Below are 16,846 nucleotides of genomic sequence, written 5' to 3'. Positions count from 1 at the left end.
TAGCTATGCTTTTATCTGAAGTTTACCAAGAGTGGGAAGAAAAAACCAAGCAGCAAGGACTTGAGCAAGGACTTGAGCAAGGGCGCCAACAAGAGCAGCGTCTTGTAATCGAAAATTTACTCAAAGCTCGTTTTGGTAAAATTGACCCTGAGCTAGCTAGCATCATTCCCTCTCTGTTAACATTGCCAACTGAAGAATATACAGTTTTACTATTAAAGCCGCGCGAGGAATTATTAGCTTACTTTAACCAGTAAATTTAGTACCATTTACTGTACTATTTTGTAGAGGCGCCATCACTCAAGGCGTTTCTACATCAATTTTCGATTTATCAAGTTTAGAAACGGCGCCACTAAGTACCTTTAGACTGTCGCACACAAACGGTTAAGTCATTCAATCGATTTTGAGAGTTCTCTAAAAATTTGTAAAGATATATCTCCACAAGCGAATTCAAATCCTTTAACCTTAATCTCACCCATTAGCAAGTCTTGCAATAAAATATGAGCAAAAATATAAATTTTATCTTGCTGTATATCATATATTCTTTGTTTTACATCTGGAGATAAATCTAAAGCTGTAATAATTATGCCTATGTACAATTTTTCACGTTCAAGGGCATCTTTGAAACCACCAAATTGTTCTGTACTAAATTTTTGTTTTTGAATTTTAATATTTATTCCGGCTTCTTGAAGCACGTTATTACCTATCTCGAATAAAATTCCACGTGTATTAGGCAGTAAGGTATTAGGTAAAGTTTGTTTTATAATTAATGGAGCAATTACAGGAATACGACCATCTAATCCTCATCTGCTCTCCCTCTTCTAGGTGGTAAATTATTAACATTTAGCGTTGAATCTCCACCTAATAAATCGATAATCCTATTCTGGTAAAATAATTTATCTTCAGGACTTCCTTCTAGCAAATCATTAACAAAGGATTGAACTAAATACTTATTAATACTCATTTAGGGTTCCATAAAAACTGTATTTGTAAAAAAGAATTAAGTAGTAACACTTCAATTACATCTTCTATAAATTTAAACTCAAATTGATTATATTTCTCACGAACTATATCTGATGTTGCAATCAACATCCAAATTGGAATATTAACTATACAATCGCCATCTGATAAATTTGATAATTCTTCTATTTTATTTACGTAATCATATGAAGAAAACTTATAAATAGATTGTTTTTTTTCAAGTTCCGCAACAGCTAATATACGAAAAACTATTTCAATTACACGCTTTGTACTATGAATATCAAGTCCTATTTTAACATCTTTCAATATATCGCAGTTCAGTTTATTTTCATTCAAAACAAGCTTTTGTTTTCGATTGAGACTATTTTTTAAGCTTGCAGTCAAACTAGCCATTAATTGCTTACTTGCCATAAAAACTCGCTCCTTTTATTAATTTTAAATTCCTAGCTCCTTAAGTGCTGCACGTAACTGATCTCGAAAGAGGTTATTTGTATCAATAAATACAGGTGGGTAAAACATGCCCGCGTAAGGTAAATAGTAAGAACTGAGTGCTTTTAATAAGGATTTTTGTTGTAATCTTATTTTAACTAGACTAATATCGTTCTCAATAGTATCTTTTTCACCACATTTGTTTGGTAATATTTTTAACTTAATGCCGACCCCAGTAATTTGAGATTGCATAAAAACCGTAGCTAGTTCATCGGGTATAACTTGCATTCCCTCTGGTTCATTAGGCACAATGGGAGCAATAACCCTCCAGCCTTTGTTTTTCTTATCCACCAAATCGTTTAGTATTTTCCACTAATCATCTGAATCTACCACTACAACATCAGGATTTCCTTGTCCTTGGAAATTTGTTGGCAGCTTGTCGTTATCGGGTTCCCAAACTGTAATACTATCGTAAAGTCCAGGGTATTCAAGTTGCTTTGCCTGAATGTGTTCGTCCATTCGGGATGAACCAGACAACTTACAGGCTAAAATTTTTTTACCTTCCTTTGCTAAAAGGAGTGCTGCGTTGGTCGCTATCGTTGTTTTACCTATTCCACCTTTTGGCGCGTTAACAAGTAACTTCAACATTTTTCATATAATTTAGAAGGTACATTAAGTATATTCGTTTTTAAGCTATCGTTTATTATGACCACTTCTAACCGCCGCTACCATATTACTACCTTCGGTTGCCAGATGAATAAAGCTGACTCGGAGCGCATGGCTGGTATTCTAGAAGACATGGGCTTTGAGTGGTCAGAAGACCCAAACCAAGCGAATGTAATACTTTACAATACTTGTACTATTCGTGATAACGCCGAACAAAAAGTATATTCTTATTTAGGTAGGCAAGCGAAGCGCAAGCACTCAGAACCTGATTTAACTTTGGTTGTTGCTGGTTGCGTCGCGCAGCAAGAAGGAGAATCTTTATTGCGACGTGTTCCCGAATTAGATTTGGTGATGGGGCCACAGCACGCTAACCGTCTTAAAGATTTGTTACAGCAAGTTTTTGATGGCAACCAAGTTGTTGCTACAGAAGCTGTACATATTATGGAGGATATTACTAAGCCCCGTCGCGATAGTAAGGTGACGGCGTGGGTTAATGTAATTTATGGATGTAACGAACGCTGCACTTATTGTGTTGTTCCTGGTGTGCGAGGTGTTGAACAGTCCCGTACTCCCGAAGCTATTCGTGCCGAAATTGAACAATTAGGGCGCCAGGGTTACAAAGAAATTACGTTATTGGGTCAAAATATAGATGCATACGGACGTGACTTACCTGGTAGCACTCCCGAAGGGCGCCATCTCCACACGCTGACTGATTTACTATATTATGTACACGATGTACCAGGTATCGAACGAATTCGATTTGCAACTTCTCACCCCCGCTATTTTACCGAACGGTTGATTAAAGCTTGTGCAGAATTACCCAAGGTGTGCGAACACTTTCATATCCCCTTTCAGTCAGGTGATAACGAAGTGTTAAAAAGAATGTCACGCGGGTACACCCAAGAAAAATATCGACGTATCATCGATAAAGTTCGCGAATACATGCCCGATGCATCGATTAGCGCTGATGCAATTGTTGGTTTTCCTGGAGAAACAGAACAGCAGTTTGAAAATACCCTCAAACTAACTGAAGATATTGGCTTTGATATGTTGAATACTGCTGCATACTCACCTCGACCCGGTACACCTGCGGCAGTATGGGATAATCAATTGAGCGAAGAAGTTAAAAGTGACAGATTACAACGTCTCAATCATCTCGTTAATATCAAAGCAGCAGAACGTTCGCAAAGATATATGGGACGTATCGAAGAAGTCCTTGTAGAAGACCAAAACCCTAAAGATGTCACCCAAGTTATGGGTAGAACCGGTGGAAACCGTTTGACTTTCTTTACCGGAGATATTAACCAACTCAAGGGTCAGTTAGTCAAAGTTAAAATTACCGAAGTTCGTGCTTTTAGTTTGACGGGTGTTCCTGTAAAGGTTCAAGAACCTGCACTTGTGTAATCAGAAACCTGGTTTCTTATTGGGTAGAAACCAGGTTTCTAAGATTTTCATCGTAAAGATTCATAAATCATTGTTACTGCTATCAAGCACAATAACATTACTCCCAGGCGCCAGAACCAGCCAAATGCAATCCCAACTAAGCTCATACCAAAATGCGATGCTCCTAAAACATTCGCTAGTGTATAAGCTATCGCAATTCCCAAACTCATTAGCAAGAAGTATTTGATGAATCTTGCAACCAAACGAAATAGTGGGCTGTAATTATTAGTAGTCATGGTAATATGCTCGCTTTGTGACTCAAGAAGACTAGGTAGGTATATTTTTACTAGTAAACCATTTCCATCTGAATTGTCACCTTCTCCTCACCGTGCATCTAACTAATGCTGCAACGCTATTTTATTCACACCCTCTGACCGCAGCTTTGTGACATTTACTTACGTAATTTGTGACACTTAAAATCTAGCACTACTTTTCTATACCTGTCAATATTGCTGAGAAAATGTTGTAAAAGTTTACATTTGGGTGTAGAGACGCGACATGTCGCGTCTGTGACAATACGATAAGATAATATCCGTGACACGTGTCACACAAAGACCGTTTATACAAGAATATTGTCACAAAAGTCTGGAGCTAATAATGGACGAAAATATTAAGCAAATTTTCGACAAGCTAACACCTCGACGTAAAGAGGTGTTGCAAATGGTGTTAGTAGGTGAATCGGATGATGCTATTGCTAATGTACTCAGCATCAAACCAGCTACGGTCAGAAAATACTTAGAAAGATTGTATCAAGCGTTTGGAGTTAGCAAGCGGGTTGAGTTGCTGACGCTCTTTAGCCATTACGATAAGGAATTTCCTGTTTATGATGTTTCTGAATTTTTGCCAGTTGTCAGTAAAACGCGACTCGACTTAGGAGAAGCACCCAGTACACAAAATTTTTATGGGCGCCAAAACGAATTAGAAACGTTAAAATACTGGATAATTGAAACGCATTGTCGTGTCGTGACTCTTTTGGGGATGGGTGGGTTAGGTAAAACTACTCTATCTGTTAAGTTGATTGAATTGTTGAATGATTTTGAGTCTCCGCAATTTGATTTTATTATTTGGCGAAGTCTAAGAGAGGCGCCGAAGTTAGAGAAAATATTAGTAGACTGCATCAAATTTTTCTCTGACCAAAAAGAAATCAAAATTAAGGGTAATGTTAGCGATATATCGATATTAATCGAGTATATGCGTAAATCACGTTGTTTGATAGTTCTCGATAATTTTGAATCGATTCTCGATACAGAGCAAAATGTTGGATTATATCGAAAAGAGTATCAAGACTATAATGTATTAATTAAGCGGATATCTGAATCGTTCCATCAAAGCTGTTTAGTTATAACTAGTCGTATTAAACCTGAATATATTGCAGTTCAAGAAGGAGAACATTTACCGATTCGTTCACTGCTTTTACCAGGGTTAATAGAAGATGAAGGGTTAAATATTTTAGAAGATAAGGGATTAATCGGGTCTAAAAAAGCAATGCTTGACTTAGTACAGCTATATAGTGGTAATCCCTTAGCATTAAAAATTGTCTCTACTTTTATTAAAGATTTATTCAGTGGAGATATAGATGAGTTTATTGAACAAGGTTTAACAGCTTTTGTAGGAATTGAAAGTTTATTAGATGGTCAGTTTAATAATTTGTCTGATATAGAAAAAAAGGTTTTGTACTGGTTAGCTATTAATCGTGAACCAGTTAAAATCAAAGATTTATTCGATGAAATAGTTGATAAGCCAGTATTTTTTGACTTAGTTGATAGCTTAGAAAAACTCAAAACACGCTCTTTAATTGAAACAGTTGACGGCAAGTTTACACTCCAAAACGTTGTGATGGAGTATATGATTGCTTTACTCATTCGACAAGTGAGTGAAGAAATTAAAACTGGAGAATACGATTTATTAAATCAATATGCTTTGATTGAAGCTACAGCTAAAGATTACATTAGAAATCGGCAAATCGAAGTTATATTAGAACCTATTTGTCAAAGTATATCAGCATCAGAAATTAATTTAAAGCTTGTTGAAGCACTTGAAAAAGCAAAAGATAAATTAACTAATTATGCAGTAGGTAATATTATTAACTTATTGCTTTACAAAGATTATGACTTATCAGGTTTAGATTTATCGAATTTAACGATTTGGCAAGCTTACCTGCGTGGTGCAAAGTTATGCAACGTTAACTTTACTAACTCCGACTTAAACAAATCTCGTTTTACCGAATCATTTGGTACAGTTTTATCATTAGCTTCTAGTCCTGTTGATTCAATTTGGGCAATGGGTGATACAAAAAGTATAATTCGTGTGAGATATAGTGAAGGTCAGCAATGGATAACAATGGAAGGACACACTAATTGGGTGCGTTCGATTGCTTTTAGCAGTAACGGTAAAATTCTTGCTAGCGCTAGCGATGATAAAACTGTTATGCTCTGGGACACATCTACTGGGCAATGTTTAAAAACTTTAAAAGGTCATCAACAACGGGTTTGGTCTGTGGCAATTAGTCCCAATTGTAATATTATCGCAAGTGCAAGCGAAGATAAAACAATTCGACTTTGGCGCCTAGATACAGGTGAATACAAAGTACTAGAAAAACATGTTAACTGGGTGCGTTGTGTCGCATTTAGTCCCGATGGCAATATATTAGCTAGTGGTAGCAGTGATAAGAGTGTGATTTTATGGGATGCAACAAGCGGAGAATATTTAAAGACTCTACAAGCACATACCGCACGTGTTCGGTCTATCGCGTTTAGTCAAGATGGTAAAATTTTAGCCAGCAGCAGCGATGATTCTAAAATTATTCTTTGGGATGTTGAAAGCAGTAAAGAGTTAAAAACCCTGATAGGACATAAAAGTTGGGTGCGGTCAGTAGCTTTTCATTCAAAGCGTAATTTATTAGCTAGTGCTGGTGAAGATTGCGATGTTGTAATTTGGAACGTTAGTACAGGTAAACGCAAAAATATTTTACGTGGACATACTGCAAGGGTTTGGTGCGTAACTTTCTGCGGTGAAGATTGTGAAACCTTGATTAGCAGTAGCGATGACAAAACTGTAAAAATTTGGGATGTTGATACCGGTGAATGTTTAAAAACTTTTCAAGGTCACACAAATTGGTCTTGGTCGGTTGGTTTTAGTTCAGATGGTATTTTAGTAAGTGGTGATGAAGACCAAACTATCAAAATTTGGGATACTAATACAGGTGAATTAACTAAAACGCTTGAAGCGCATCAAAATAGAATACGTGCGATAGCAGTTAGTCCTAGTGGTAGTAATAACACTATTATTGCCAGTGGTAGCGACGACAAAACAATAAAGCTTTGGGATATCAAAAGCGGTAATCTCATAAATACTTTTACCGACCACCCCGACCGAGTTCTCTCGATAGCTTTTAGTCCAGACGGTAAAAACCTGGTGAGTGCAGGAGATGATAAATTGGTGCGAGTTTGGAATGTTGAAAGTGGAAAGCTTCGCAAAACTACCGAACGTCACAATAGTTGGATTTGGTCTGTAACATTTAGTCCAGATGGGTTTAGGGTAGCTAGTGGTAGCGAAGATAAAACGATTAAGCTTTGGAATGCGAACACCCTTGAGTGTATACAAACTCTCAAAGGTCATAATGATTGGGTTCGGTCTGTAAAATTTCACCCCAACGGCAAAATACTTGCGAGTGGTAGCGAAGATAAAACAGTCAAGTTATGGGATGTGACGACAGGTAATGAAATACGGACATTAAAAGTTTCCATTGGTTGGGTGCGTTCAATTGCTTTTAGTCCCGATGGCCGCTTTTTAGCTGTAAGTGGTGGTAGTGCGAATTTAGAAATTTGGGATATAACTACAAATGAAATATACAAAACTTTGCCAGGACATCGAGAAAGACTATGGTCAGTAGCTTTTAGTCCTGATGGTCAAACTTTGGCTAGTAGCAGTGAAGACGGTAATATCGCACTTTGGGATGTTACCACAGGTCAACAGTTATATTCACTCCGGGCGCCAAGACTTTACGAAGGTTTGAATATTACTGGTGTTGTTAATCTTACAAAAGCCCAAATTAACACTTTAAAAACTTTAGGAGCTATTAAAGAAGATGAGTAAAACTTATTCTAATTATCAGAATACATTAATTGGTATTACAACATATGGGCGCCACGATCCAATTCCTTTTTCTTTACCAAGTACCTATTTAGACTCAGTGCGTAAAGCAGGTGGTACTCCAGTATTGTTGCCACCAGGAGAAAGTAATGCGGCAACGCTATTAAAACCACTTCATGGTTTGATAATTACAGGTGGAGGAGATATTAACCCAGCTTTATATAACGGCGCCGCTCACCCGATGGTATATTCGGTAGATAACGAGCGCGATGCATTTGAAATCAACTTAGCAAAGTTCGCATTAGAAAATCACATACCCGTATTGGGCATTTGTCGTGGGTTACAAATACTCATCGTTGCTTCTGGTGGTACTTTAATACCGCATATTCCAGATGATTATGGCACATCAGTTTCACATCGCTTAGAACCAGAACCAGGTATTCGTAAATCTACAGAACATGATGTAACAATTACAGCAAATAGTCGCTTAGGAAAATTGATACAAAAAACTCATATATCAGTAGTTTCATGGCATCACCAAGCAGTAGGTATACTACCATCTAACTGGCGCCCGGTAGCTCACTCTGTCGAAGATAAAGTAATAGAAGCAGCAGAACATATACACCATCCTTGGGCAGTAGGAGTACAATGGCATCCTGAAATGTCCCAAAATGACCCCAACCATGAGCGCATTTTCCAAGGATTTATAGAATCTACTTATAGTAAACAAAACCTATTATCAGCTTAATCTCCCCTTGTGATTTCGTAGCACAGCCTTCCGGGGCTGTGCAGTTACTATGATTATTTTTTACCACAGAGGCGCAGAGGGCACGTAGAGACGCGATTAATCGCGTCTCTACAAGGTTTATGGTTTTATCGCATTTTCTTAACCGAGCAGTATTGGCAGTATTGCCATCCGTTACATCCGTTATATCCGTTGCCAATAATGCTGTAATAAATCATCGAATCCAGACCATAGCATATCCAACCCATTCGCCATAACTCGGGCGCCTTCAATAGTACCATTTAATAATTCAGGGTTATCTCTAATAACTAAACTAGTTAAATCTAAAGCTTCGTGTGCGTGTCTTGTTTCTATTCCTTCGCTAAAACAGTCAGCAAAATAAGCTTCTTCCTTAATAAAAGGAAAACATTTAGATAAACTATTCATAATCGCGCGCATCCAATCATCGGCAAACATTTCTATTACGCACCAGGGACCCAATGATTTTGGATACAAATTTTGTACTAATAATATAAATTTTGCTGTAATTGGGTCAAGAATATTTTGTAGTGTATTTAAACTACCAAACTCTTCGTCATCAATTAAAATTTTGGCGCCCATTCGTACAAATGCACGAGTTAATTGATAATGATGGGTATCACCATTCATTAAACCATCATCATCGTTAATAACTCGCAGCTTACGTACTCGTAATGATGGGCTATCAAGGTGTGGTATGTGATATACCATGACGCGCGTGGCATGACATGCTGCTTGATATCGTAGGTGTAAATGTCCTAGTAAATTTCGATTATTCAGCTTTTCGCTGCTTGACGAACGTAAATTGGCAAAGAAGGTATGTTGCGATGGTAAATGTTGTTGATAAAGCTTTGTTATGTATTCTTGAAATATTTGCTCGGCATTTTGAGTTGCCATATATTTAAAACTAAATAGTAGGCTTTTATTTTAATTTATTATTTATCAAAGTAAAATAAACAGGCAAGGATGCCTGTTCCACAAGAGTAATAATTAATTTTCTTAGGGGATGTGAGAAATGTTGCTGCCATCTATTTCTGGTGTTGCGAATGCATCTAATGGCCCATTAGGAGGTCTTTTTGGCGCCCTTACACCACTTTCTGATGGATAGTCTGGGTCTATTTTTCTCACGACTGGGAGTTGGAGCGCTTGGCATAGCTCGAAAAGCGCCCAAAATAAGCTGGTTGCAGAAGCTGCGATTAGTAAGTATGCATGTATCATATTTCCGGTATATCTAAAATGGATATATTATATTATGATATATCTAGATTCGATATAAAGTGATTAAATATGAAAGCTATTGATTTTTTGCCGCTAAAACCCGCAGTGTTTCATATACTGCTTTCGCTTGCTGATGCTGACCGTCACGGTTATGGAATTATGCAGGAGGTCTTCGTTCGGACGGGTGGTTTGGTTAAGCTTGGCCCTGGAACGCTTTATACAGCTATTAAGCGTTTGGTTATGGATAAGTTAATTGTGGAATGCGAGGGTACAGGCGCCTGTGATGATGAGCGACGACGGTATTACAGTATTACTGAGTTGGGACGAGAAGTTATTGGGTTAGAGGCTCGGCGGTTGGAGGAGTTGGTGGATATGGCTAGGACTAAAAATTTGCTTTCATCGATTTAAATGCGCTAATCAAAGGAGGAAGGTTATGTTGGTGTCACGATTAGCGTTAAAGTTATCGGTTGGAATTTATAGTTGTTTGTTGGTTATTTATCCTGTTGGGTTTCGATGTGAGTTTGGTGAGCAGATGGTTATGGTGTTTGAGGATATGTGTTGGGATGCTATGCGTGTTGGGGGAGTTTGGGGTTTGGTGGGGGTTTGGTATTTGGTTTTGTCTGAGTTGTGGAGTACTGCGCGGGAGCAGCATTTACTTGCGGGGAGTTATTTTCGTTTTTTGAGGGTTAGGAATTGTGTTTTGCAGGCTGTTTTTAGTTTGATGGGGTTGGTTGGGGGAGTTTGGTGGGTGATGAGGGGGAAGCACTGAAGTGCTTATTACCAGCTGGGGGGCAGTGGTTGTGTTTTGCATGGAATGGAAAGGAAAGGAAATGTTATATTTTGCTCTTGTAGTAAAAGTGCCATGTTGTGGTAATCTATTCAGGATTTGATGGAGAAGTGGAGGTTGTCATGGCGAAGCTGCGAGTCGGACTTTTGTTTGGTGGTCGTTCGGGCGAGCATGAAGTATCAATAAAATCTGCACGCGCTATACAAGGCGCCTTAAGTGCTGATGAAAATGCTAGTAAATATGATGTGCTGCCTTTTTATATTCAAAAAGATGGTTTATGGCAAGCTCCTGCAACTGCACAACAAGTTTTAGATAGTGGTAAAGCTCTACAAAATCTTGCCCCTTCTCCAAATTTATGGCAATTCCCTGCTGAAGCCAATCAAGTTGATGTTTGGTTCCCTATCCTCCACGGGCCTAATGGTGAAGATGGTACTATTCAAGGTTTACTGACGCTGATGCAAGTACCCTATGTTGGTTCTGGTGTACTGGGGTCAGCGGCGGGTATGGATAAGATTGCCATGAAGGATGTTTTTGCACAAGCTGGTTTGGCTCAAGTTAAGTATGTTGTGGTGACACGCGCTCAGGTTTATTCTAATCCTTGTGTTTTTCCAAAGCTTTGTGATGATATTGAAGCTAATTTGGGATACCCTTGCTTTGTTAAACCTGCAAATTTGGGGTCTTCTGTTGGAATTGCCAAAGTTCGTAACCGTACTGAGCTAGAAGCTGCTCTTGATAATGCTGCCAGTTATGACCGTCGAATTATTGTTGAACAAGGTGTAATTGCTAGAGAAGTTGAATGCGCGGTTTTGGGGAATGATAATCCTAAAGCTTCTGTTCTCGGTGAAATTACTTTCAGTAGCGATTTTTATGACTACGAAACTAAATATACAGAAGGATTAGCAGAATTACTGATTCCGGCGCCGTTACCTTCTTCTGTTGTCTCGCAAATACAAGAGATGGCAATACAAGCATTTGCCGCAGTGGATGCAGCAGGGTTGTCGCGCGTAGATTTCTTTTATGTTGAATCAACAGGAGAAATACTGATTAATGAAATTAATACGCTACCTGGCTTTACAGCGACAAGTATGTACCCTCAAATGTGGGCACATACAGGAGTACCTTTTACTAACCTCGTTGACCAATTAATACAGTTCGCACTCGAACGGCATTCTTCAACAAAGTCCTGATAATCGTTTTATTTCATCAGTAGATTAGGCACATAAAGTCTAAATAAATACCAAAATTTAGCCAAAAAAGTGGTTTTTTGTAGCCGATGTATCAGAAAAATGCTACAAAGAGCCACATTTTGCTACGGATACTCAAGGTGTATTCCAGATGTACAATTAGCCGGATAGAGGGGTATAAATCCGCAAAAATCATGGAAAACAGTCAGAGAGTACAGCAGGAGACAAGTGACGCTGGCACTCCAGCACCTGAAAACGCGCCTGAACACAAACCTAAAAAAACGGTTGTATCAAAGCACAAATCAGCGTTAAGGTTTTTTATACGCTTGGTTGCTTATCATCCTTGGCTTTTGGTGGTAGCTTTACTTGGTCTATTTGCTGGTGGTGCCGTGCTATCAGTTTATAGTCTGGGATATGCAGGACGTATAGAAGAGTCGCAGACGAATGATATGACTGAGCAAGCTCAAGTAGAAATAGTTGAGTCTAGTTCTAGTCCAACCGCTGAAAAAAGCAGTCAATTTCCAATATGGGTGGTTATGGCTATTGCTTTGAGTTGTGGAGGTGGGTGTTTGGTTATTTTCCGCTGGCTTAACAGTTCTAAGCTTTCTTCAAAAAATCAAAAGCGTGTTAACCGTTACGAAGAACGTATCGCTCAACGTCGTTATTATCAAACAGAACCACAGGCGCCTAAAAAGCCCCCAGTTTTTGTACCACCAAAAACAAGTACACATAGTCCTCCGACAACACGCAAGACAAATACAACAGTTACTATCTTGCCACCTCATAACAATTCTTTAGGCATCCACCAGGAACCTTTAGCTCAACCCGTCGAAGCCCGCAAACAAAACCCGATTTCTTTTGTTGTGCGTAAGTAACAGTCCAAGTAAAAAAACCAATATTTGCCAACAAACCGGGCTTTTCAGTAAACCCGGTTTTTGAATGTCTGAAAGCAAATATACAATTTTATATTTATTTTATAAGAAAAATACTCAAAACTAAATTATCAAGAAACTTGCCAGATTGGCAACTCACCCCTGAATTCGTCGGTTATCTTGAACAAAGATAAACGACTTCAAGGGTGTTGTTATCAGGGTGTACTCAACTACCAAACACCATTGCCAGATTAGCTCTGGCAACTATATCATCAGATTATATTGATGATATAAAAGCATCTACAACCTGATAACAAGTACCTTTACTTAAGTAATATTATCTAATATCAAAATATCTACTTATCCAAATATTTAAGTTTGGTATTCATCGCATCAGAGATAAATGTAAAAACGTTGTTGTCCACACATTAGCCCCCTAAGAGACAACGTTTTACTAAATTTCTGTTCGCTTCAGCGGTGAATGCTGGAGCGGGAGTGAAAAGCGCTTGATATGCTTCCTCCCGCTCCTCTTTTTTTGATAAACCTACTAAGAAACCGGGTTTCTGTTGATATCCTGTAATAAAAACGATAACTTTGGGTATAAACCCGGTTTCTGCAACCCAACCAAGAAACCGGGTTTCTGTTGATATCCTGTAATAAAAATGATAACTTTGGGTAGAAACCCGGTTTCTCAACTTTGTATCAAAGTAATAAAAAGCTAATCAAATTTATTTTATCAGCCACACAAAGAAATATAAATCAATTTAGAATAGTTATTAAAGAGAAGGAGTTATATATGTCAACGGAAAAAAAATATAAAGAATTTGACGAAATTGTTGACCGTGTTCTTTCAATCATAGAAAGTAAAAATGAAAGCGAGCAAACCGTACAGAATTTGACTCGTTTAGAAGAAGCGCATTTTGTTACATCACACCTTATCACTACCTTACAGGCAGAACACCTAGCAGCATCTAACCGCATGACTCGCATTGAAGAAGTACATATAGCTGCATCACAGAGAATGGACAAGATAGAATCCGCAATTGAATCAAATGCTGCTTCTATCAAAGAACTGAATACAGCAGTTGCTAATATATTTAACATTGTTAGTATCAGTCAGCAGAATTTTGAAGTGATTCAGAAAAATTTTGAAGTCGTTGTTTCCCAAATTAAAGGACTTCAGTCAGAAAGTCGCAATATTCTTGACCATTTGTTTGGTATACAAGAATAATTATGTGCAAGGAGGCAATTAAGCTTCTATGTCTTTAAATGTATAAAAAAGACATAATTTTTATTTTCTGTTTTATTTTAAAGCATAAAATTCCCGACTTCTCAAAGAAGTTGGGAATTTCAGTCTTTATTAGAAACCGGGTTTTTCGCTGACATCTTATAATAAAAACAAAGATTTTAGGTAAAAACCCGGTTTCTTGATTACATCAATTAATTGCAAAATAAAATTAAGTTATTATAAAAATATTAGTCTTTAGATACAAATGACTCAACTTAAACTAAGTGGAATAAACTAATATAAGATTATGATTAATACAAAGATATTTATGTTTAATAGAAGACAGAAAGAATTGGATGAAGTATTTGAACGTGTTCTTGCATTCATGGAGAATTCTTGTGACCAATCATCGAAGCGTATGGTAGTGTTAGAACATTTACATATTGCAGCGTCGGAACGTATCGCTCGTTTGGAAGAAGCAAGTTTAGCATCTTCAAAAAGACTAGATAGAATTGAAACGATTTTAGAGTCGAATACAATTTCTATTAAAGAATTAAATAGTGCTGCCTCCAATGTATTTACTGCTATGAATCTCACTCAAAAAAATTTTGAGGTTATTCAGGAAAACTTTGAAATTATAGTTTCACAAGTTAAAGGAGTCCAAAATGAAAATCGCCATATGCTTGAACATTTATTCAAGACAAACGAATAATTTTTTTTAATTGAATAAAGTTATTATATTCTATGGTGTTAATTACGGTGCATAAAATAATAAACGGATGTAACAAATAAATTACCTGTTACATCCGTTTATTATTTAAAATCTTAGAAACCGGGTTTTTTTGTGAAAATATTGTAATAACATGATAATTTTGCTTAAAAACCCGGTTTCTTGGCGCCTTAGCAGTAACCGCTTTCTTGTAAAAACCTCACTGCTGTTTTATTTATAATAGCCGAGGCGCCGAACGAAGCATCATGACAGCAGTTAGGAATGATATTTAAATATGAATTTGGAATACATTCTTGTAACTTTTTACCATCGCTTGCAGGAAACCAAGAATCTTGCTTACCCCATAAAATTAACGTAGGACAGCTAATTTTAAAGAGATTATTTTGAGTATTAGTTAACCAGTTTGGTTTGTTAGCTTGTGCTAGCTCAATTTCTTGCGCGGCAATTTTTAATTCTTCTGCTACTTTGGTTAAAGTTCCAGGAAACTCAATATATGGATAAGTAATCCAATATACATCTTCTGGGGTCAATGTTGAAGGGTCGTATAAAACACTACGCCGCTCAATTGCCATAACTTCACGCACTAAAGGAGCAAACAAATAACTTAAACGTGAAGTGTCAATAGCTTGTATCACTTCTATTGGTATTTGAGAAAGCAAAGACATTCCCCAATGCGGTAAACGCTTGGCAAAAATAGGTACATTTACTACTATTAGTCTTGCAATTAACTGTGGATACTTTTGCGAAGCAGCAAGAGCAACTAAGGCGCCCAAAGATTCACCGACAATAATAGCAGGCTCATTACACAACGCACGAATTACTCTAGCCAGTTCTGTAACTTGATGTCCTTGTTGCTCGCGACGCGATATCGGTTTATCAGAGAAACCATAACCTTTAGCATCAAAACAAATGACTCGAAAGTATTTCGACAAAGGTTTAATGCTGTTACGCCAGTTATAACTCCAACTGCCGATACCGTGTAGTAAAAATAACGGTTTTCCGCTACCAACTTCGCCATATGCAATTTTGACCGGATATCCGTTTGCGTCGGCAATAGTTAAGCTTTGCTTACCTAGAGGAAAATTAGCGTGCCACCAGTCTGTCATTTTAGATTTTAAGATTTTAAGATTTTAAGATTTTAGATTGAGTGATTTTAATCCAAAACATCAGTTTGTGGAATCGAACGAAAAAAAAGTTTATCTTTCGACTCAACTAAAACCTAGAAACCTGGTTTCTCAGGTTTCTTTACGTACCTGTTATAATTGTCATTATCATTCTAACTAAAATAACGGGTATTGCCACAAGCACAATTGCAACTAGTAACAATATAGTTAAGACTCCTGCAATAAACCATTTATTAGCTTCTTTCCTCGCTCCTGGAAATTTTAAATATTCTTCTAATAACTTAATATTGTTGATATTGGCAGTCCAAGCAAAGTCAAAAAAGTCTCCTATTAATGGAACTGTACCAGCAAGTCCATCGATGACTATATTAAATACCATTCTTCCCAAAGTTGGACCAGGCGCCCCCAAGCGTGCAGCTTCGAGGACAATATAACTAGAGAGTAACACGCCCAAAAAGTCACCGACACCAGGTAACAGCCCAATAACTGGGTCGAGACCAATACCTACTTGTGTACCAGGTATCACAATGGCTTTATCAAGTATCCGTGCAAGCTGTCGCAGTCGCTTTAAAGTTGGCGCCTTTGCTTCAGGCTCAATTGTAGAATATCGAAAAGGCTGTTGAGACATGCTTAAATATCCTTAAAGAGGCAGTTAGTAGCATACCAGTTAGAATCTTGAACATTCTACGACTATGGTGCCTTTTTTAAAAAAGAATTGTTTGTTTGTATCTCGCTTTACTATTCGTCTTAACAAAAATATATGTCCGAAACCCAAGTTATTGAGAATTCAATTCTAATCAATGCTTCAGCTACAACGGTTGAACGCTGTATTACTGAGTTAAATTTAATGCATCGCTGGCTCAATCCAGTCTTACGATGTTATCCCGCTGGAGATTGGAATACAAATGTTGGAGGAAAGAGCAAATTTGTGATTGAAATCCCATTAATCAAGCCGACGTTAAATAGTACAATTGTAGAACGACAGCCAGGACTAGTTGTTTGGGGTTTTGAAGGCTTTTTTAAAGGCAAAGACCGCTGGGAATGTCAACCAACCCCAAACGGTACATGCTTACTAAATAGATTTGAATTTCAAATACCTAATCCTATTGTTACCTGGGGTTTTAAGATATTTGCCGAAAAGTTTACCAAACAAGATATGCAAGCACAATTAGGGCGCCTCAAGCGGGTTGCAGAAGAAGTAGGTGCAAAAACTTGAAAAAAGCCAGGGAAAGAGAAAAGGGTAAGGGGGAAGGTGGCTATGTACCTTTCCCTTTACCCTTTTTCTTTAACCTTTAACGTTTAAAGTTTGTTCGCTGGCTTCAATGAAGCAAT

21 protein-coding genes are annotated in these 16,846 nt (G+C 37.7%); 11 read left to right on the top strand and 10 right to left on the bottom strand.

What is annotated here, in order from left to right; all coding sequences use genetic code 11:
* Nucleotides 1–5: 5 nt before the first annotated feature.
* The gene (locus tag DSM106972_RS10570; protein WP_127080653.1) at nucleotides 6–254 is read left to right on the top strand and encodes a DUF4351 domain-containing protein; all 249 of its coding nucleotides are present in this window, start codon (nucleotides 6–8) and stop codon (nucleotides 252–254) included.
* A gap of 132 nt (nucleotides 255–386) precedes the next feature.
* On the opposite strand, the gene DSM106972_RS10565 is transcribed toward DSM106972_RS10570, so the two are convergent.
* The 5 genes from DSM106972_RS10565 to DSM106972_RS10550 all read right to left on the bottom strand — a co-directional run bounded on the left by DSM106972_RS10565 (nucleotide 387) and on the right by DSM106972_RS10550 (nucleotide 2,055).
* Nucleotides 387–692, bottom strand: coding sequence for a hypothetical protein (locus DSM106972_RS10565; protein ID WP_127080652.1), 306 nt, complete (start codon nucleotides 690–692; stop codon nucleotides 387–389).
* Between the two features lie 101 nt (nucleotides 693–793).
* Complete coding sequence (locus DSM106972_RS51340; RefSeq protein ID WP_158632805.1) at nucleotides 794–961, bottom strand: hypothetical protein; 168 nt, start codon at nucleotides 959–961, stop codon at nucleotides 794–796.
* Nucleotides 958–1,389: a hypothetical protein gene (locus DSM106972_RS10560; protein WP_127080651.1), complete on the bottom strand. Its 432-nt coding sequence runs from the start codon at nucleotides 1,387–1,389 to the stop codon at nucleotides 958–960. Before DSM106972_RS10560 ends, DSM106972_RS51340 begins: the two co-directional genes overlap by 4 nt.
* A gap of 24 nt (nucleotides 1,390–1,413) precedes the next feature.
* Nucleotides 1,414–1,716: a hypothetical protein gene (locus tag DSM106972_RS10555; protein WP_127080650.1), complete on the bottom strand. Its 303-nt coding sequence runs from the start codon at nucleotides 1,714–1,716 to the stop codon at nucleotides 1,414–1,416.
* Nucleotides 1,717–1,779: 63 nt separating this feature from the next.
* Nucleotides 1,780–2,055 (bottom strand): nucleotide-binding protein, encoded by a 276-nt coding sequence (locus DSM106972_RS10550; RefSeq protein WP_127080649.1) that lies wholly within the window; start codon nucleotides 2,053–2,055, stop codon nucleotides 1,780–1,782.
* 57 nt (nucleotides 2,056–2,112) lie between these two features.
* Between DSM106972_RS10550 and miaB the strand changes: the two genes are divergently transcribed.
* Nucleotides 2,113–3,477 (top strand): tRNA (N6-isopentenyl adenosine(37)-C2)-methylthiotransferase MiaB, encoded by a 1,365-nt coding sequence (gene miaB / locus DSM106972_RS10545; protein ID WP_127080648.1) that lies wholly within the window; start codon nucleotides 2,113–2,115, stop codon nucleotides 3,475–3,477.
* 47 nt (nucleotides 3,478–3,524) lie between these two features.
* Here miaB and DSM106972_RS10540 read toward each other — a convergent pair whose 3' ends face one another.
* Complete coding sequence (locus DSM106972_RS10540) at nucleotides 3,525–3,752, bottom strand: hypothetical protein (RefSeq protein ID WP_019495398.1); 228 nt, start codon at nucleotides 3,750–3,752, stop codon at nucleotides 3,525–3,527.
* Nucleotides 3,753–4,113: 361 nt separating this feature from the next.
* Here DSM106972_RS10540 and DSM106972_RS10535 point away from each other — a divergent pair, with 361 nt between their 5' ends.
* The gene (locus tag DSM106972_RS10535; RefSeq protein WP_127080647.1) at nucleotides 4,114–7,611 is read left to right on the top strand and encodes a WD40 domain-containing protein; all 3,498 of its coding nucleotides are present in this window, start codon (nucleotides 4,114–4,116) and stop codon (nucleotides 7,609–7,611) included.
* The gene (locus DSM106972_RS10530) at nucleotides 7,604–8,356 is read left to right on the top strand and encodes a gamma-glutamyl-gamma-aminobutyrate hydrolase family protein (protein WP_127080646.1); all 753 of its coding nucleotides are present in this window, start codon (nucleotides 7,604–7,606) and stop codon (nucleotides 8,354–8,356) included. Before DSM106972_RS10535 ends, DSM106972_RS10530 begins: the two co-directional genes overlap by 8 nt.
* A gap of 180 nt (nucleotides 8,357–8,536) precedes the next feature.
* Here DSM106972_RS10530 and DSM106972_RS10525 read toward each other — a convergent pair whose 3' ends face one another.
* Together DSM106972_RS10525 and DSM106972_RS10520 are read right to left on the bottom strand one after the other, a co-directional pair.
* Nucleotides 8,537–9,268, bottom strand: a complete 732-nt coding sequence (locus DSM106972_RS10525) for a hypothetical protein (RefSeq protein ID WP_127080645.1) — start codon at nucleotides 9,266–9,268, stop codon at nucleotides 8,537–8,539.
* A 102-nt stretch (nucleotides 9,269–9,370) separates the two neighbouring features.
* Nucleotides 9,371–9,589, bottom strand: coding sequence for a hypothetical protein (locus DSM106972_RS10520; RefSeq protein ID WP_127080644.1), 219 nt, complete (start codon nucleotides 9,587–9,589; stop codon nucleotides 9,371–9,373).
* A gap of 69 nt (nucleotides 9,590–9,658) precedes the next feature.
* Between DSM106972_RS10520 and DSM106972_RS10515 the strand changes: the two genes are divergently transcribed.
* From DSM106972_RS10515 to DSM106972_RS10490, 6 genes are all read left to right on the top strand, one after another.
* A complete protein-coding gene (locus DSM106972_RS10515; RefSeq protein WP_127080643.1) occupies nucleotides 9,659–9,997 on the top strand; it encodes a PadR family transcriptional regulator in 339 nt (112 codons plus the stop codon).
* Nucleotides 9,998–10,022: 25 nt separating this feature from the next.
* Entirely contained in the window at nucleotides 10,023–10,358 is a 336-nt protein-coding gene (locus DSM106972_RS10510; protein WP_127080642.1) for a hypothetical protein, read from the top strand.
* 140 nt (nucleotides 10,359–10,498) lie between these two features.
* Nucleotides 10,499–11,563 carry a D-alanine--D-alanine ligase family protein gene (locus tag DSM106972_RS10505; protein WP_127080641.1) on the top strand — a complete coding sequence of 355 codons (1,065 nt, stop codon included), beginning with the start codon at nucleotides 10,499–10,501 and terminating at the stop codon, nucleotides 11,561–11,563.
* Between the two features lie 191 nt (nucleotides 11,564–11,754).
* Nucleotides 11,755–12,435 (top strand): hypothetical protein, encoded by a 681-nt coding sequence (locus DSM106972_RS10500; RefSeq protein ID WP_127080640.1) that lies wholly within the window; start codon nucleotides 11,755–11,757, stop codon nucleotides 12,433–12,435.
* Nucleotides 12,436–13,228: 793 nt separating this feature from the next.
* Nucleotides 13,229–13,663 (top strand): hypothetical protein, encoded by a 435-nt coding sequence (locus DSM106972_RS10495; protein ID WP_127080639.1) that lies wholly within the window; start codon nucleotides 13,229–13,231, stop codon nucleotides 13,661–13,663.
* A 304-nt stretch (nucleotides 13,664–13,967) separates the two neighbouring features.
* Nucleotides 13,968–14,372 carry a hypothetical protein gene (locus DSM106972_RS10490; RefSeq protein ID WP_127080638.1) on the top strand — a complete coding sequence of 135 codons (405 nt, stop codon included), beginning with the start codon at nucleotides 13,968–13,970 and terminating at the stop codon, nucleotides 14,370–14,372.
* 188 nt (nucleotides 14,373–14,560) lie between these two features.
* On the opposite strand, the gene DSM106972_RS10485 is transcribed toward DSM106972_RS10490, so the two are convergent.
* The gene (locus DSM106972_RS10485; RefSeq protein ID WP_127080637.1) at nucleotides 14,561–15,496 is read right to left on the bottom strand and encodes an alpha/beta fold hydrolase; all 936 of its coding nucleotides are present in this window, start codon (nucleotides 15,494–15,496) and stop codon (nucleotides 14,561–14,563) included.
* A gap of 139 nt (nucleotides 15,497–15,635) precedes the next feature.
* Nucleotides 15,636–16,142, bottom strand: a complete 507-nt coding sequence (locus tag DSM106972_RS10480) for a DUF4112 domain-containing protein (protein WP_127080636.1) — start codon at nucleotides 16,140–16,142, stop codon at nucleotides 15,636–15,638.
* A 132-nt stretch (nucleotides 16,143–16,274) separates the two neighbouring features.
* Between DSM106972_RS10480 and DSM106972_RS10475 the strand changes: the two genes are divergently transcribed.
* Nucleotides 16,275–16,730: an SRPBCC family protein gene (locus tag DSM106972_RS10475; RefSeq protein ID WP_127080635.1), complete on the top strand. Its 456-nt coding sequence runs from the start codon at nucleotides 16,275–16,277 to the stop codon at nucleotides 16,728–16,730.
* Nucleotides 16,731–16,846: the final 116 nt, after the last annotated feature.

The sequence above is a fragment of the Dulcicalothrix desertica PCC 7102 genome, from assembly GCF_003991905.1.
Lineage (GTDB): Bacteria > Cyanobacteriota > Cyanobacteriia > Cyanobacteriales > Nostocaceae > Dulcicalothrix > Dulcicalothrix desertica.
Note: the sequence above shows the minus strand (reverse complement) of the source record. Positions and strands in the feature narration are given on the sequence as shown.

Bases quoted from the DNA above. Each gene is read 5' to 3' on its own strand.
- DSM106972_RS10520 (WP_127080644.1), bottom strand. From the start codon at position 9,589: ATGATACATGCATACTTACTAATCGCAGCTTCTGCAACCAGCTTATTT.
- DSM106972_RS10475 (WP_127080635.1), top strand. From the start codon at position 16,275: ATGTCCGAAACCCAAGTTATTGAGAATTCAATTCTAATCAATGCTTCA.
- DSM106972_RS10515 (WP_127080643.1), top strand. From the start codon at position 9,659: ATGAAAGCTATTGATTTTTTGCCGCTAAAACCCGCAGTGTTTCATATA.
- DSM106972_RS10535 (WP_127080647.1), top strand. From the start codon at position 4,114: ATGGACGAAAATATTAAGCAAATTTTCGACAAGCTAACACCTCGACGT.
- DSM106972_RS10525 (WP_127080645.1), bottom strand. From the start codon at position 9,268: ATGGCAACTCAAAATGCCGAGCAAATATTTCAAGAATACATAACAAAG.
- DSM106972_RS10540 (WP_019495398.1), bottom strand. From the start codon at position 3,752: ATGACTACTAATAATTACAGCCCACTATTTCGTTTGGTTGCAAGATTC.
- DSM106972_RS10495 (WP_127080639.1), top strand. From the start codon at position 13,229: ATGTCAACGGAAAAAAAATATAAAGAATTTGACGAAATTGTTGACCGT.
- DSM106972_RS10570 (WP_127080653.1), top strand. From the start codon at position 6: ATGCTTTTATCTGAAGTTTACCAAGAGTGGGAAGAAAAAACCAAGCAG.
- DSM106972_RS10500 (WP_127080640.1), top strand. From the start codon at position 11,755: ATGGAAAACAGTCAGAGAGTACAGCAGGAGACAAGTGACGCTGGCACT.
- DSM106972_RS10510 (WP_127080642.1), top strand. From the start codon at position 10,023: ATGTTGGTGTCACGATTAGCGTTAAAGTTATCGGTTGGAATTTATAGT.
- DSM106972_RS10485 (WP_127080637.1), bottom strand. From the start codon at position 15,496: ATGACAGACTGGTGGCACGCTAATTTTCCTCTAGGTAAGCAAAGCTTA.
- DSM106972_RS51340 (WP_158632805.1), bottom strand. From the start codon at position 961: ATGAGTATTAATAAGTATTTAGTTCAATCCTTTGTTAATGATTTGCTA.
- miaB (WP_127080648.1), top strand. From the start codon at position 2,113: ATGACCACTTCTAACCGCCGCTACCATATTACTACCTTCGGTTGCCAG.
- DSM106972_RS10480 (WP_127080636.1), bottom strand. From the start codon at position 16,142: ATGTCTCAACAGCCTTTTCGATATTCTACAATTGAGCCTGAAGCAAAG.
- DSM106972_RS10530 (WP_127080646.1), top strand. From the start codon at position 7,604: ATGAGTAAAACTTATTCTAATTATCAGAATACATTAATTGGTATTACA.
- DSM106972_RS10560 (WP_127080651.1), bottom strand. From the start codon at position 1,389: ATGGCAAGTAAGCAATTAATGGCTAGTTTGACTGCAAGCTTAAAAAAT.
- DSM106972_RS10505 (WP_127080641.1), top strand. From the start codon at position 10,499: ATGGCGAAGCTGCGAGTCGGACTTTTGTTTGGTGGTCGTTCGGGCGAG.
- DSM106972_RS10550 (WP_127080649.1), bottom strand. From the start codon at position 2,055: ATGTTGAAGTTACTTGTTAACGCGCCAAAAGGTGGAATAGGTAAAACA.
- DSM106972_RS10490 (WP_127080638.1), top strand. From the start codon at position 13,968: ATGATTAATACAAAGATATTTATGTTTAATAGAAGACAGAAAGAATTG.